Genomic DNA, 14,683 nt, shown 5'->3' on the forward strand with positions numbered 1-14,683 from the left:
CAGAAACCTCCGAAGATAGTCCGGCCAAACGTACATGGCTTGATCGGTTGTACTCATTATAACGGTAAATGTGCGTGTTGAGAAGTTGACGGTAATGGTTAACCCTCTTTATAATATACAATAAGAACAAGATATGAACCAAAGATCAGCGGAATCGAGGACAGCAATCATGAGAATTGTAACGACCCATAAGGGCGTCATTCGGACGCAAACGGCGCAGGCTCCTTTGTGCGCGGACGGTCACGTTGTTGTAGATACCGTCTACTCGGCGATCAGTCCGGGAACGGAAATTAGCGCGATTAACCGGAGCAGGGAAGTGGAAGATTCGATCGTGCTAGGCTACAGCGCGGCAGGGATCGTGAGAGAAGTCGGGGCGGGCGTAGAGCATGTGCGCCCCGGACAGCGGGTTGCTTGCTACGGCGGTCCTTACGTCAGGCATGCCGAGCAAATCGTCGTTCCGAGAAATCTAGTCGTACCGGTGCCGGACCATGTCGACTTGCGCGACGCTTCGTTCGTGGCGCATGGAGCGATTGCGATTCATGCTTTACGCCAATCCGATCTGCGGTTCGGTGAGACGGCCGTCGTCGTTGGGCTCGGCATCCTCGGACAGCTGCTGTGCCAGCTCGCGAGCGCGGCCGGCTTCCGCGTTATCGGGTTCGATCTGATGGAGGAAAGGTGCGAGCAATTGCGAGCCGGCGGAGCCGGCACCGCATGCGTGAATGGAGCGGAACTGGCGGAAGCGATTCGCGACCGTTCCGATGGAGCCGGAGCGGACGCCGTGTTCATCTGTGCGGGCGGCAAGGCGGGGGGCTTGATCGATCAGGCGCTTGAGTGGCTGCGGGATCGGGGGAAGATCGTCATCGTCGGCGACGTCAAAACCGAGTTCAGCCGCAATAAGCTGTTCAGCAAGGAAGCCCAGGTGGTCATCTCCCGGGCGGGCGGTCCGGGCCGCTACGATGCCGTCTACGAGCGGGGCGGAGTCGATTACCCGATCGGTTATGTACGGTGGACGGAAGGACGCAACATGGGCGAATATATCCGGATGCTGTCCGAAGGGCGCGTTGCCGTCGGTTCGTTGATTACGTCGTGCGTGTCTGTAGACGATGCGGCCGGCGTGTACGAGCAGTTGATGCTCGATCCCGGCAGCCAGCTCGGCGTCGTATTCAGCTACGATAAAGTGCCGGCCTCGTCGGCCGTCTGACGGTTAGGTCCAATCGGTCGTCCTATATTAAGGAAGAAAAGCGATACGGTCCGAGGCCGGTTTCCCCCGATTCGTTCGGAAGGCCTCCAGGAGCGTATCGCTTTTTGGTATAGGAAATGTGGAGCGGCCCATGCCCGCTTAGAACGGGGGGCCCTCCGGTTGCGGCGGAAAAAGCCGCTAAATGGATCTGTACATCCGAAGGCATGCTTCCGTCCGGACGTGATTACCGGAACGGATATGTGTAGTTGAGCTCTTCGTTAAACGTTACATAGTCCAGATTGACCATCAACAGCAAGTAACGCATGCCTGTTTTCGGATCGCTGATGATGATATGATCGCGTCCGGCCGCTTCGATGACGCCGCGGAATATTTTGGCGTTCCACTCGCTGTTGTTCTCATACGTCATGTAAAATGTGCCTGTTTTGCCCAGATTGAGCCGGAGAATATTCTCGACGAACGACTCCTCGGCCGGCAGCATCGGAGACGGACCCGGCATTCCGGGAATTGTGCCTCCTGTCGTAACCGGCGGCATCGGACTCGGTCCATAGGACGGGAAGCCCGTGCCGGGTTGCGGCATCATTCCGCTTCCGTACGAAGGCATGCCGGAGCCGGATTGCGGCATGGACGGGAAAGACATTTTCGGCGCGCCTGCGCCCGTTTGGTAAGGATTCATGTTCATCATGATCGCATTCCTCCTTGAACGAATTCGTTCAATTTTTTTGTAATGCTTGAAGCGCGATTTGGGGAATAATGTAACGAATCGGGTATGGGCTAAAACCTACTCTATAGTGTATGGGCGGATGCCGGAAAGGTGACATTAGAATCGACAAAATTATGAAAACCAAACTGCGTTTGTTGTCAAATCCGGCACGTGTTGCTATGATAAGGTGAGTACGGCGCCGAGGGCGCTGAAGGAATCGTTCAGGAGGCTTACATTGTGGACAAACAAAGCCGTATAGATTCGGCCACAGCAGCAGCCGCAGATACTGAGGAAGAGCAGTCGGCAGCCCGGATTCCGACTTGGAAAATTTTCGTGGAGCTCACCAAGCCCGGCATCCTGTTCTCGAATACAATCACGGTATTCGGCGGATATTGGGTCGCGTTGGGCAGCTCGGGAGAATCTTTCCGTCTGTCGCTGCTTCTCTACGCGGTACTTGGAGCGCTGCTCGTTATGGCTTCCGGCTGTGTGCTTAATAACTACTGGGATCGGGATCTGGATCAGAAGATGACCCGTACACGCAAGCGTGCGCTGCCGACGGGCATCATTTCCCCGAATATCGTATTAGGGTACGGCATTTTTCTCGGAGCAGCCGGACTGGCGGTCCTGTATTTCGGTACCAACCCGCTTACAGCGCTGCTTGGAGCGGTCGGCCTGATCGTATACGTCTTTATATATACGATGTGGCTGAAGCGGACTTCGACGCTTAGCACGACGATCGGCGCGATCTCCGGATCGATGCCTCCCGTTATCGGATATTGTGCGATTACCGGTGTTATGGATATGGGCGCGTGGATTTTGTTCGGCATTTTGTTTTTCTGGCAGCCGCCGCACTTCTGGGCGCTGGGCATTCGCCGCAAGGAAGAATACCGGGCTGCGGGATTCCCGCTGCTGCCGGTTGTGCACGGCAACGAGCTGACCAAGATGCATATGCTTCGTTTCCTTGTTATGCTCGTACCCGTATCTTTGCTTTTGTACGCATACGGATACGTCGGTGAGATTTATTTGGTCGCGGCGATCGTGCTCGGTCTTGTCTGGACGTTTATCGGACTGGCCGGATTCAAGACGAATGAAGACGACAATTGGGCGAAGAAGATGTTTGTGTTCTCGATCAACTACTTGCCGATTTTGTTCATCGTGATGATCATCGATACGATCCACGCCTAAGCCCAAGCCCGGCCCGGCCGAATTGTAGATACGATCCGCTATTACGGCATACGGCGCGGATAACCGGAACAAGTCTTCATGGCTTGTTCTTTTTTTGGGAATGAAGCAAATCGCATTTCAACGATTCTTGTTTGGCAGGACAAAGGAGGGCCTAATTCATGGCATTTGTACAAAAACATTGGTTTAAGCTGCTCGTGATCGCAGTGATAGCGGCAGCGGGAGCGGGCTGGGCGTACAATTCGCAAAAGGGGGACAAGCTGCCGGTTATTAAGCAAGCGGCCGACTTTCAACTGGAACATACGAGCGGGCAAATGACCGGTTTGAAGGACGATGACGGCAAAGTGCGGCTTGTTTACTTTTTCTGGTCTTCGTGTCCGGACGTCTGCCAGCCGACCACCTATGAGCTGTCGAAAGTGCAGCAGGAGCTGCAGAAGAGCAGTCTGCTCGGATCGGATGCGGTCATCTATTCGATCAGCTTCGATCCGGACAAAGATACGGTCGAGCAGTTGAAAACGTATTCGGCCCGATTCGAGGCGGACCCGAACGGCTGGAAGTTTTTGCGGGGAGATACGAAGAAGATCACCGACCTGGCCAAACAATACGGAGTCAGCGTATTAGCCGGCAAGGACGGAACGTTCGCGCATACGAACTCAGTCGCTCTGGTCGACCGGGCCGGCAATATCCGTAAATATTTTGTTGCGACAAACGGTGATTTGAGCTATCGGCTCGTAGCCGAAGAAGTGAAGAAGCTGGCCAAAGAATAGCGGAGAGAAGGTACCGAAGGCCGTGTCATACTTCGTATATATTCTGCTGAACAACGTTGTGCCGCTGAGCTTGCTCATCGCACTCGGGGTTATTTTGCAGAAATCGTTTCAGCTCGACATCAAGACGTTGTCCAAGCTTAACTTTTACTTGTTTTCTCCGGCAATCATGTTCCAGATGCTATACGAATCGCAGCTTTCCTTTAAAGTGATGTCGCAGGTGCTGCTGTTCTTTTTCGTGTTTTTCTTCGCGTCGTTCGGCCTGGTGGAGATTGTTATGCGTATTCGCGGCTACAAGGGCGGCATGCGCAGCGCGATGCGCAACAGCGTTATTTTCTATAACAGCGCCAATTATGCAATCCCGCTTAATCAGCTCGTATTCGTAGGCGATCCGTTCACGCTCTCCATCCAGATCATCATTATGATGATGCAGAGCCTGATTCCGAATACGTACGGAGTATATGCGGTCAACGCGCATAGACAGAAGCTGAAGGATACGCTGAAGACGATTTTGTCGATGCCGGTTATTTATGTGATTCCGATCGCGCTGATTATGCGCGGTTTTCACATTCCGGTGCCGCAGCCGCTGTATATCTCGATTGATTATATTGCCAAAGGATTTATTGCTACCGCTCTCACGACGCTGGGCGTGCAGCTGGGCAGCATGAAGTGGCAGCTGAAGCTGAAGGATGTGGCGATCTCGAATTTCCTGCGGCTCTGCGCCGGGCCGCTGCTCGGTTTCCTGATTGTCTGGGCGTTCGGATTCGAGGGCGATATGGCGAAAGCGCTGATCTTGTCATGCGCGGTTCCGACCTCACTCAGCAGCGTACTGCTTGCGGTGGAGTTCGACAACGAGCCGGAGTTTTCGTCCCAAGCCGTATTTTCTTCGACCGTCTTCAGTATTTTCACTGTGACGTTTGTCATTTATTTGCTGCAGTTTGTAGGTTGACCCAAGGCTACACAAGCCGATATGATCTGTAACAGACCCATTCGTCCGTCAGGGCGGAGAGGGTCTGTTTTAGTTAGTACAGAATGGTTCAAATGCGGGGAGAGGAGCACCGGATAAGAACGGTTTTGCACATCAAAGCACTGTCCGGATGTTTTACCGGACAGATTTTCTTTACGGCGCTGCAGGGAGATCCGGATAGCGGATATATTCGTCCAACCCGGCTTTCTCGAGCTGCTGGATAATGTACTCGTCAGGCGTGCCCTCGACGCCGGCATACCCTTTGCGAGTATAGATCTGCTCGGCATCGGGGAAGGCGTCACGCAATAAGCCGCGTATTCGTTTGCCCGAGGAGTCGTTGTCTGTAAACAGGTATACGTCGCGCGTTCCGATCGTTTTTTTGATCCGCTCGAGTTTGTCGCTGCTTAGCGTGCCGTTGGTGCATACGATCCGGATTTCGTCGGAAAGCAGTCTGCGCAAGCGGCTTTTGTCGTTTTTACCTTCTACGATGATCGCGACGGTCATTAGGCACCTCCGGTTTCGACGTTGGGAAGAGATGTCGTTTCCACCAGTATAGCCAATCCGTGATCCGACAAACAAGTCGGAGCAGGCGCGGATTTCCCGGGAAATGTCGAAGGGATACCGGTAGGAGGTGATATTGGTTAATGGTGTTAAAGGTTATCGCCCGGTGCTGCGGTTCGCCTGAATAAATGAAAGCCGCCGCGATATCGCGGCGGCTTCAGGGTTCGCAGCGGTCAGATCCAGCTGGAACAAAGGATGATTACCAGCAAAATATACAGTACCAGAATGATTCCCGTAGAGGTAAACACGCCGCCAACACCAGGGCCGCAATTAGACATCTATCATTCACTCCTTCTCGGTAACTAATGATTTGTCATTTGACAATACATCGTATTACCAAGGCGGGCCAATCGCCTGTGCAAACACCCAGCCCGGATAAAATGGGCATCGGCCTTGCGCGGTTACCCAAGGCTTGCGTTTCAATCCGCTACGGGAGGTGCATCCGGCGTAGAGCGGAATTTCCCCGGAGTGAGAAGGACCAGAGCGAGCATCAGGCCGAGAAAGGCGATAAAATAGGGGGATACGGCGTGCCGGAACTGTCCCGCTGTGATCGGGCCGATAAAGGCGCCGATCGACGAGGAGATCGACAACAGGGAGAACACCCGGCCGTAACGGCTGGCGCTCGACAAGCTGGCCAGCAGCGCGGCCGTCGCCGGGAAGATGACGCCTTTCGCCATGCCGATCATAAAAAGCGACACCGTCAGCGGCAGCGGCCATTCGACGGCAAGCCCGAAAAACGTTAAAGCCAGCGCGAACGAGCCCGCCGCCGCCCGGACGAAGGGGGAATACCGGTGAAGGAACATCAGGCTGAGCGTCAATAAAGCGCCCAGGCTGACCATCGAAAACAGCAGTCCGGACGTTAACAGCGATTGCTGGGAAGATTGCAGCAGCGGCAGCTCGAAAAACAGGATGCCTTGGGAGCAAGCCAGCGCGAGTGGCACTCCGTAGAACAGCCACGGAATCCGTTTGACCGAATCGGGCACGGGCGGCAGGGAGGCTTCCGGCGCCGGGACCGCGCCATGGTGATGATGCACCGGGGAGCCGTCTGAGAGCGCTGCGGCCGTCTTCGGTTCGCGAATAAAAAACGCCGCCACGCCGCCGACAGCGATCAGCGCCCAGCCAAGCACGGAGAATGCCGTCGTAAAGCCGACCTCTGCGACAAGAAAGGCGCCGGCGGCGGGCGAGACGACCGAGGCCAGCGTGTGCACCAGACCGTTGCCCGCCATCAGCTTCCCCTGGTGCGTTCTGGAGCGCCCCAGCTTGGCGAGCATCGCCAGACAGGCCGGGGACAGAAAGGCGAGGACGAACCCGCTGACCGAACGGATCGCCAGCAGCTGCCACGGATCGGCGACATAAGACTGCACGAGCAGCAGCATTCCGGCACAGACCAGGCTGATGGCGATAAACCATTTGCTGCCGTACCGGTCCACCCAGTAACCGGCGAGCAGGTTGCCGGGGAGGTGGGTTAGTGAATACATGCCCATCATCCAGCCGATGAAAGTCGGAGCGGCTCCGAGCGATATGGCGAACGGTGTCAGGATCGGATACTGGGCATGCAGATCAAAAAAAGCGACGAACATGAACAGGTACAGCCATAAAGCGGTTTTCATCTCAATCCTCCTCTTCGCTTGTCTCTTATCCATAACTTGTACGTCTTAGGGCCGCCGGTTATGCCTAAAGGGGGAAGATTAGGCGAAATCGGCCTGTCCGGGCTTGAATTTCGCGTTATGTTGCAGTTTGATTCAAGCTTGTTGTGTGATAATCTAAATATCGTATATATGGATCAGATTATCCCGTTGTCGAAAGGATGAACTTAGGATGGAGCAGCTTGTTGCATTTTTGCAGGATCGGTGGCTCGTTGTCGTTATCGCCCTGGTCGTACTGTTCGTCGTGATTAAAATTGTTAAAACGCTGATCAAATGGGTCATCGTGGCTGCGATCGTGGCCGGTCTGTTTTACTATGGCGTCACCTATACGGACGAGCTGAAAGATCTGGGGCAAAACGTCGCGACGGCCGCCAAAGAGGCGGTCGGGGAATTAAAGGAGAAGGCCGTCCAGGGGCTGGCCGGCAAGGACGCCACTTACAAGGATAACGGGGACGGCACGTATACGATTACATCAGGCAGCATCAAGCTTGAAGGAAAGACGGGAGCGGACAAAGTGAAAATCACAGTAGCCGGAGTGTCCGCCGAAGTTTCGCTTGACGAAACGTTGAAAAAAGTAATTGAAACCGCGAAGAAGAACGGTTAAACGGTTCCGTTTCCGTTCATGCTGGAACGGAGGGGGGATCACGAATGGGCGGTATCGAATGGCTTCAGCCAATGTTTCCCGTTAACCTGGTTACGGTTGTCCTTATCATTATTGTACTAGTATCGGTTCTGCAAGGAGCGACACGCGGAGCAACCGGCTCCGCTCAGCGGTTCATGCAATTCGCGGCCGAGGGAGCGGCTACGGTCGTCAGCGTGATCGTGGCATGGAAGCTTGCGGCCGCGTTGTCGCCGGTTGTGGAAGAGTGGCTCAAGTCGAGGCAGATCGTTTATCCGGATGAAGAGCTCGGCCTGTTCCGCCAGATGTACTACACGTTCGTTACGGGAATTCGCGATTTCCCGCTGCTGCGGGTCGGCACGGTGTTCGTGCTTGCCTATACGGTGTGCAAAGCGATCCTGCTCCGGCTCTGGCTGTTTATCGCCTATGGTACGGGGCTGATGGGCAAATCTCCCGCGGGCGGGACCGGACGGTCATGGATGAGCAGCGGAGTAGGCGGAGCGATCGGCACGTTAATCGGCTGCGGACGGGCGCTGCTGGTTATCGCGTGCCTGTTCGTCTATACGGCGCTGTTTCCGGAGTCGCCCTTTACCCGATACGTACAAGCCTCGACGTTGTACGCCGAAGGAGCGGCCCGGGTAGTCGAGCCGGCGGGCGGGGAGCTGCTGCAGCAGCGGCTTCCGGTATTCGCCAAGGCGGTCGAGCAGGAATTCAGCCAAATTTTGCAGCGCAAATACGAGGTCATCGACGCCCGGATTCCAAGCGACATCGCCGAAGCGGCCAAGCAGATCACCGCGGGCAAGGAAACCGACGAAGCGAAGGCGAGAGCGCTCTACCAGTGGGTGGGCACCCGGGTCCAGTACGACTACGACAAGGTCGAGCAGTACGAACAGAAGCGGATCTGGAAAGAGCAGACGCCGGAGGATACGTTCGCAACAAAGCTGGGCGTATGTATCGATTATTCGCGGTTGTATGCGGTCATGGCCCGGGCGGTCGGATTGGACGTCAAGGTGGTGACCGGGCTCGGATCCGACGGGCGGGGCGGCTACGGTCCGCATGCCTGGAACGAGGTGTTTCTGGCCGAGAACAACGAATGGGTTCCGCTGGATTCGACCTGGGTGTCGAGCGGCGGCAACTGGTTCAATCCGCAGGGGTTCGACAAAACGCATATACGCGACGCTTGACGCGGAAGCCGGTGCCTGAGGGTGCCGTTTTTTTGTTTGGCGATCCCCGGTTTTATCCGAAAGGATTTGACAGAAATTTATCCCGTTCGCGGCTGTAACTCTTTGGCATTGAAGCTCCGGATTATGGTACACTATGGAGGTGATCAAACCCTTATTTCACCTTATTCAGCAAGGAGACCAGCATGACGACAACTCTTACTCTAAACGGCTTCAAGGCTGTTTTTTTTGATGTAGGCGACACGCTTATCACGATTCCCGGCGCGCAGGAGACGATGCACCGCTATTTGGCCGAGAGAGACTTTCACCGGGAGAAGGAACAGATCGGAGAACTGTTTGACGAAGCGTTCCGGACGTTTTATTACGGGAAAGTATCGGACGGCACAGAGGTGTGCTCCCCGGAATCGGACCGGGCGTTCTGGGTCGGCATCTACACGCATATATTGAACCGGCTTGGAGCAACAAGCGAGCCGGGCGAGGAAGAGATCATTCACGGCTGGAGCCACGAGCTGTACGATCTGTTTACTTCCCCCGAGCAATACGAGCTGTTCGACGATGTGACGGAGACGATGGAGCGTCTTCGCGCCTCGGGTTTCCGGCTGGGCATTATTTCGAACTTCGCTCCCACGCTTACTTCCATTTTGCGTCATAAAGGGATTTTGCATTATTTCGATCCGGTTATCGTGTCCACTGAGGTGGGTCTGGAGAAACCGAATCCGGCTATTTTCCGTCTGGCTCTCGAACAGTCCGGCCTCCTTCCGGAGGATGTGCTGTACGTCGGGGACCACGACAAAAACGATATATGGGCGCCGAACCAAGTCGGCATCCGCGCAGTCAAGATCAAACGTTACGGCTACATGACCGGAGACGGAATTCTCTCGCTGCGCGAACTCGTGTAAGGAGTGAACGACCTCCATGGATATGGAAGATCCCGCCAAAAAAGAGCTGATCAAGCGCCGGCACTTTTCGCTCCGGCTGAATTTATTGTTTTTTTGTACGTTTTTGTTGTTCTCGATCTTGATCGTTCGGCTGGCGCTGCTTCAATTTGTGGAGGGGAAGCGGTATTCCGAGGAGGAATTGAATCGGACGATTACGTCCCATGCGATCCCGCCGATCCGCGGCAATATTTTTACAAGAGACAGCCATCCGATCGCTACGTCGGTATCGACGCAATCGCTGTATTACACGGTCGATTCCAGCAACCGGAATAAAGATGCGGTTATCGAGCTGGCCCGAAATCTGGAGCAGGCTTTCGCTTTAAACGGGGACACGACGCTGAAGGCCGAAGAGATTATTAAGCTGATGGATGTCGGCTATGATTTGAACAAAAACAAAACGAAGGATGCAAGCTTTTACTCCGTACCAAGAAAAATCAAAGGTGATCTTTCGCAACAAGAGGTTGCGTTTTTCTCCTGGCACCGGGACGATTTTAAAGGAATCGACATTCAGGAGGAAAGCATCCGTCAATATGAAGACAAGCGGCGGATTGCCGTCCAGCTGACCGGGTATTTGAAGCAGTTTTCCGGGGCGCGCAATACGAACGGGCTGAAGTTTTATCAGGAGAAAGCGAAGTCGACCGACCCGACCGAGAAATATCTCGACAACGAATACGTCGGCTTCGACGGCATCGAGTACATGTACCAGGAGGAGCTGCGCGGCAAAAACGGGGTGAAAACGTACCCGGTGAACGCCGAAGGGAAAATCGTCGGACCGGTCAAGCTGACGCGGCCGGAAAAAGGGCTAAACTTGTATTTGACGATCGACAAGGATGTGCAGTTGACGGCCCAAGAGGCGATCCTCTCCCATATTGACTACATTAAAAGTCCGGGCAGGGACCGCTACACCTACGCCCCATATGCAACGACCGGTTATGCAGTGGCGATGGAGGTCGATACCGGCAATGTCGTCGCGATGGCCAGCATGCCCGATTACGATCCGAGCCTTTGGTACGGCGGGTTGACGGATGAAGAATGGAACAGCATTTTGCTGTACTACCGCAACGGGACGATCTCCGACGTTCCGGCTAATTGGCCGAATCCGAAGGACCGCGCGAAGCATCCTTCCTCGCTCGTTTATCTCGGCTCCACGATCAAGCCCTTAACCGTGCTGTTGGGTTTGCAGGAGAAGCTAATCACCGCAGGCGAAATTTACAACGACAGAGGATCCACCTCGTTCGGCAAGGACAAGACGACGATCAGCAACTCCGACGGAAGAGCTTGGGGGCCGCTGAATGCCGTGACCGCTATCGCCCGTTCGTCGAATACGTACATGATCGATATGATCGGCCTCCGTTTATACTCGCGCCCTGGCGGATTGGACGTCTGGGACAGCTATATGAAGCAGTTCGGTCTCGGCGTCTTGACCGGAAGCGGGCTGCTCGGGGAGACGGCCGGCGTGGCCGAATACAAAACCGAGGCTCAAAAAGCGAGCTCGCAATCTGCGCTCGCCCGTGCCGCGTGGGGGCAGATGGGGAAATATACGACGCTCCAGCTCGCTCAATTTACGGCGATGCTCGCTAATCGCGGGAAGCGGATGAAGCCGCAATTTGTCGATAAGTTCGAAACGTTCGACGGCCAGCTTGTCAGAAAACCGGAACCCGAGGTGCTGAACGAGGTTCAATATCCGATAGAATATTGGAATACGATCCAGAGGGGAATGGAGCAGGTCAATAAGCAGGGCTTCGACGGGTTTCCGCACACGGTGGCCACCAAAACCGGAACGTCCACCCAAAGCGTCGCCGGCAAGGACGTCGATAACGCGGTGTTTATCGCTTATGCTCCAGCCGAGAAGCCCAAGCTGGCGATTGCGGTCGTCGTACCGGAAGGCGGCTTCGGTTCTTATGGAGCGGCGCCGATTGCAAGGAAAATATTCGATGCCTACGACCATTCCATCGGCCTGACCGGAACGCCTAACCCGAATGCCGGCCAGTAGGCCGAAATAACCGTAATCCGTAATCGCAATTCCCGATGCCGATGTGCGGGGATTGCTTTTTTTTGGCTAGCGCCGCCGATCGAACCGAATCGGCCTGTCATTCGTCCAATTCATATACAAGAAATCTGTCAAGGAGCTCTGCAATTACCGTGAATAGCGAAGATCTGGATAAGAAGCAGTTGACGATACGCCGCCACTTTATGTTTCGCACTAACTTTTTTTTCTTTTGCATCTTTCTATTGTTTTCCGTCTTAATTTTCCGCTTAGCGCTGCTGCAGGTTGTGGAGGGCGAGAAATACGCGGAGGAGAAGGAACGTCACACGAATACGCCTCATGCGATCCCGCCGATCCGCGGCAATATTTTCGACCGGAACAACTATCCGCTCGCCGTATCGATATCGACACAATCGCTGTATTATACGGTCGAGCCCGGTAATAAAAACCGCGAAGAGGTTGTGGCGCTGGCCAGGCACCTGGCCGAAGCGTTCCAGCTGTACGGCTCCAAAACGGTCGTGCAGCCCACCGCCGAAGAAATCATCACGATGATGGATGTCGGATACGACCTCAACCTGAACAAAACGAAGGACCCGAGTTATTACTCCGTCCCGCGGAAAATCAAAGACGGGCTGACGGAGGAGGAGATCGCCTACTTCTCCTGGAACCGGGACAACTTCAAGGGCATCGACATTCAGGAGGAGAGCATCCGGCAATATAACGATAAGCGGATTGCGGTCCAATTGGTCGGGTATTTGAAGAAGTTTTCCGCGGCGCGCAATCCGACGAACGGGTTGAGTTTTTACCGGGAAAAGGCGAAATCGACCGATCCGACGGAAAAATATTTGGATAACGAGTATGTCGGGTTCGACGGGATCGAGCTGATGTACCAGGAGGAGCTGCGTGGCAAAAACGGGGTGAAAAGCTATCCGGTCGACGCGATGGGCAAAATCGTCGGACCGGTATCGCTGACGAAGCCGGATAAAGGGCATAACCTGTTTTTGACGATCGACAGTGAGGTCCAGCTCGCTACGCAGCAAGCGATCCAGGATCATTTGAAATACATTCGCAGTCCCGCGCGGGATTCGTGGACCTATGCGCCCAATGCGATTACAGGGTATGCGGTGGCGATGGAGGTCGATACGGGTAAGGTCGTCGCGATGGCGAGTTACCCGGATTACGATCCGAACCAGTGGTATGGGGGCATGAAGCCGGACTACTATGAAGCGAACCATTTTTTTGTACGGAACGGCACGATCAGCGAAGTGCGCCCGCCTTACGCGGACCAGAAAGAGCTGAACAAGCATCCGACCTCGCTCGTGTATCTGGGTTCGACGATTAAGCCGCTTACCGTATTGATGGGGCTGAATGAAGGACTCGTGACAGCCAATGAAATTTACGAGGATACCGGCGTGTTTTATTTCGGCAAAGACAATAAAGAACGGCTGACCAACTCCGACTCCAAGCGGTTCGGACCGATCACCGCGTACCAGGCGATTCAGCATTCCTCCAATACGTACATGGCGATGATCGGGAACCGTCTCTATTTCCGCCCGAATACCGATGCGGTCAAGGTGTGGGATACGTATATGGAGAAGTTCGGGCTGGGTGTCTCCACCGGCAGCGGGTTGCCGGGCGAGTCGGTCGGGTTGAAGGACTACCTGGACACCGCCAAAAAATATAGCCCGCAAGCGGCGCTCGTCCGCGCCACCTGGGGACAGCTGGGGAAATATACGACCTTGCAGCTGGCGCAGTTCACCTCAATGCTGGCCAACCGGGGGACCCGGTTGAAGCCGCAGTTTGTCGAGAAGATCACCACCTTTGACGATCAGACCGTTCAGGAGTTTCAGAAAGAAGTGCTGAACCAGGAAACGTTCGCGAAGGAGCATTGGGACGTCATCCAGCGAGGTATGGAACTCGTCAAAGCCGAAGGCTTCAGCGACTTCCCGTACCGGGTGGCGATCAAAACCGGGACGTCGACCCAATCGGTCGGCGGCGACACCGTCGACAATGCGGTCTTTATCGCTTACGCGCCAGCAGACAAGCCGAAGCTGGCCGTCGCTGTCGTCGTCCCCGAAGGCCGCTTCGGCGGACGCGGCGCCGCCCCGATCGCGCGCAAAATGTTCGACGCCTACGACAGCGCCATCGGCTTGACCGGCGTGCCGGTGGGCGATCCGAACGAAGCGGCGGCGGGACGGTAGGGAGTTGGCATTGCGGTAATGGCGCGGCGTATGCAATGCTGAGCGCGGATAGTTTGTAAATCGGAAACGCCTGTTTATAGCAGGCGTTTTTTTGTGTCCTGCGTGCTGCGCGGCTAGCTAAGCTAGATATAACCATCGGTGGAAGTCGCCAGAGTGTTCGCATGACATGGGTGAGAACTTCCTATTTCTATATGGAGGACCTCAAATTCCACAGTAGAGTGGAGGCTGGGGTTCTTTTTGTTGATTGCGGAAAACCGGTTTCTCAGTAGGCTCAAAAATAGTAGCAAGGTAACTTTTGAGAGCGCCCCTTTGTTTTGGGGGGGCTGGAGTGTTCGAGTCGGCGGTCTGGTCTGGCCGGTTCGGGGAAGGGCGGCGAGTTTGGCGCTGGTTGTTAGCGGAAGAAACAGTTCCGCTATTCGTCTAACAGGGCGATGAAACGGTGTTTACCGGAAGTTTTACTGCCGTTATTCACGTAAAATGGGACTTTGGCAGAGGATTTTCTGGCAATAGCGGAAATAATGCTTCCGGTATCTTGCTCCGGGAGCGGGTGCGGCTGGATTAGAGGAAGTGGGACTTCCGGATGGAAAGAAGGGACGGAAGGAATTGCGGGATGTAGAAGCCGTAGGTAGGTCAAGGGAACGATGTTGGTCGGTTTTTATCCAATATTTGATACTTTTTCCTTAGGAACAGATATTAATCTACTAAATTCGACATTATTTGCGAAAATCATGAGTTA

The 14,683-nt window shown here is 54.8% G+C and carries 13 protein-coding genes; 9 read left to right on the top strand and 4 right to left on the bottom strand.

Features of this window, described 5'->3' with window-relative positions:
• Positions 1-169 precede the first annotated feature (169 nt).
• Positions 170-1,201 carry a zinc-dependent alcohol dehydrogenase gene (locus tag AC3Y2E_RS23075; RefSeq protein WP_379214552.1) on the top strand — a complete coding sequence of 344 codons (1,032 nt, stop codon included), beginning with the start codon at positions 170-172 and terminating at the stop codon, positions 1,199-1,201.
• Between the two features lie 223 nt (positions 1,202-1,424).
• On the opposite strand, the gene gerQ is transcribed toward AC3Y2E_RS23075, so the two are convergent.
• Positions 1,425-1,880, bottom strand: coding sequence for a spore coat protein GerQ (gene gerQ / locus AC3Y2E_RS23080; protein ID WP_379214672.1), 456 nt, complete (start codon positions 1,878-1,880; stop codon positions 1,425-1,427).
• 258 nt (positions 1,881-2,138) lie between these two features.
• Between gerQ and cyoE the strand changes: the two genes are divergently transcribed.
• The 3 genes from cyoE to AC3Y2E_RS23095 all read left to right on the top strand — a co-directional run bounded on the left by cyoE (position 2,139) and on the right by AC3Y2E_RS23095 (position 4,796).
• Positions 2,139-3,086 carry a heme o synthase gene (gene cyoE, locus AC3Y2E_RS23085; protein WP_379214554.1) on the top strand — a complete coding sequence of 316 codons (948 nt, stop codon included), beginning with the start codon at positions 2,139-2,141 and terminating at the stop codon, positions 3,084-3,086.
• Between the two features lie 158 nt (positions 3,087-3,244).
• A complete protein-coding gene (locus AC3Y2E_RS23090; protein WP_190925533.1) occupies positions 3,245-3,850 on the top strand; it encodes an SCO family protein in 606 nt (201 codons plus the stop codon).
• Between the two features lie 22 nt (positions 3,851-3,872).
• Complete coding sequence (locus tag AC3Y2E_RS23095) at positions 3,873-4,796, top strand: AEC family transporter (RefSeq protein ID WP_190925531.1); 924 nt, start codon at positions 3,873-3,875, stop codon at positions 4,794-4,796.
• Positions 4,797-4,967: 171 nt separating this feature from the next.
• Here the strand turns inward: AC3Y2E_RS23095 and AC3Y2E_RS23100 are convergent, their stop codons facing one another.
• From AC3Y2E_RS23100 to AC3Y2E_RS23110, 3 genes are all read right to left on the bottom strand, one after another.
• Positions 4,968-5,318: a ribonuclease M5 gene (locus AC3Y2E_RS23100; protein WP_379214557.1), complete on the bottom strand. Its 351-nt coding sequence runs from the start codon at positions 5,316-5,318 to the stop codon at positions 4,968-4,970.
• Between the two features lie 230 nt (positions 5,319-5,548).
• Positions 5,549-5,653: a YjcZ family sporulation protein gene (locus AC3Y2E_RS23105; RefSeq protein WP_332071997.1), complete on the bottom strand. Its 105-nt coding sequence runs from the start codon at positions 5,651-5,653 to the stop codon at positions 5,549-5,551.
• Between the two features lie 141 nt (positions 5,654-5,794).
• Positions 5,795-6,985: an MFS transporter gene (locus AC3Y2E_RS23110; protein ID WP_379214559.1), complete on the bottom strand. Its 1,191-nt coding sequence runs from the start codon at positions 6,983-6,985 to the stop codon at positions 5,795-5,797.
• A 208-nt stretch (positions 6,986-7,193) separates the two neighbouring features.
• Between AC3Y2E_RS23110 and AC3Y2E_RS23115 the strand changes: the two genes are divergently transcribed.
• The 5 genes from AC3Y2E_RS23115 to AC3Y2E_RS23135 all read left to right on the top strand — a co-directional run bounded on the left by AC3Y2E_RS23115 (position 7,194) and on the right by AC3Y2E_RS23135 (position 13,947).
• Positions 7,194-7,625: a hypothetical protein gene (locus tag AC3Y2E_RS23115; protein WP_379214562.1), complete on the top strand. Its 432-nt coding sequence runs from the start codon at positions 7,194-7,196 to the stop codon at positions 7,623-7,625.
• Positions 7,626-7,669: 44 nt separating this feature from the next.
• Positions 7,670-8,824: a transglutaminase domain-containing protein gene (locus AC3Y2E_RS23120; RefSeq protein ID WP_379214564.1), complete on the top strand. Its 1,155-nt coding sequence runs from the start codon at positions 7,670-7,672 to the stop codon at positions 8,822-8,824.
• A 182-nt stretch (positions 8,825-9,006) separates the two neighbouring features.
• On the top strand, positions 9,007-9,720 hold the full coding sequence (locus AC3Y2E_RS23125) for an HAD-IA family hydrolase (protein ID WP_332072001.1): 714 nt from the start codon (positions 9,007-9,009) through the stop codon (positions 9,718-9,720).
• 16 nt (positions 9,721-9,736) lie between these two features.
• Positions 9,737-11,752: a peptidoglycan D,D-transpeptidase FtsI family protein gene (locus tag AC3Y2E_RS23130; RefSeq protein WP_379214567.1), complete on the top strand. Its 2,016-nt coding sequence runs from the start codon at positions 9,737-9,739 to the stop codon at positions 11,750-11,752.
• A 200-nt stretch (positions 11,753-11,952) separates the two neighbouring features.
• Entirely contained in the window at positions 11,953-13,947 is a 1,995-nt protein-coding gene (locus AC3Y2E_RS23135; RefSeq protein WP_379214674.1) for a peptidoglycan D,D-transpeptidase FtsI family protein, read from the top strand.
• Positions 13,948-14,683: the final 736 nt, after the last annotated feature.

The sequence above is a fragment of the Paenibacillus sp. MAH-35 genome, assembly GCF_058135425.1.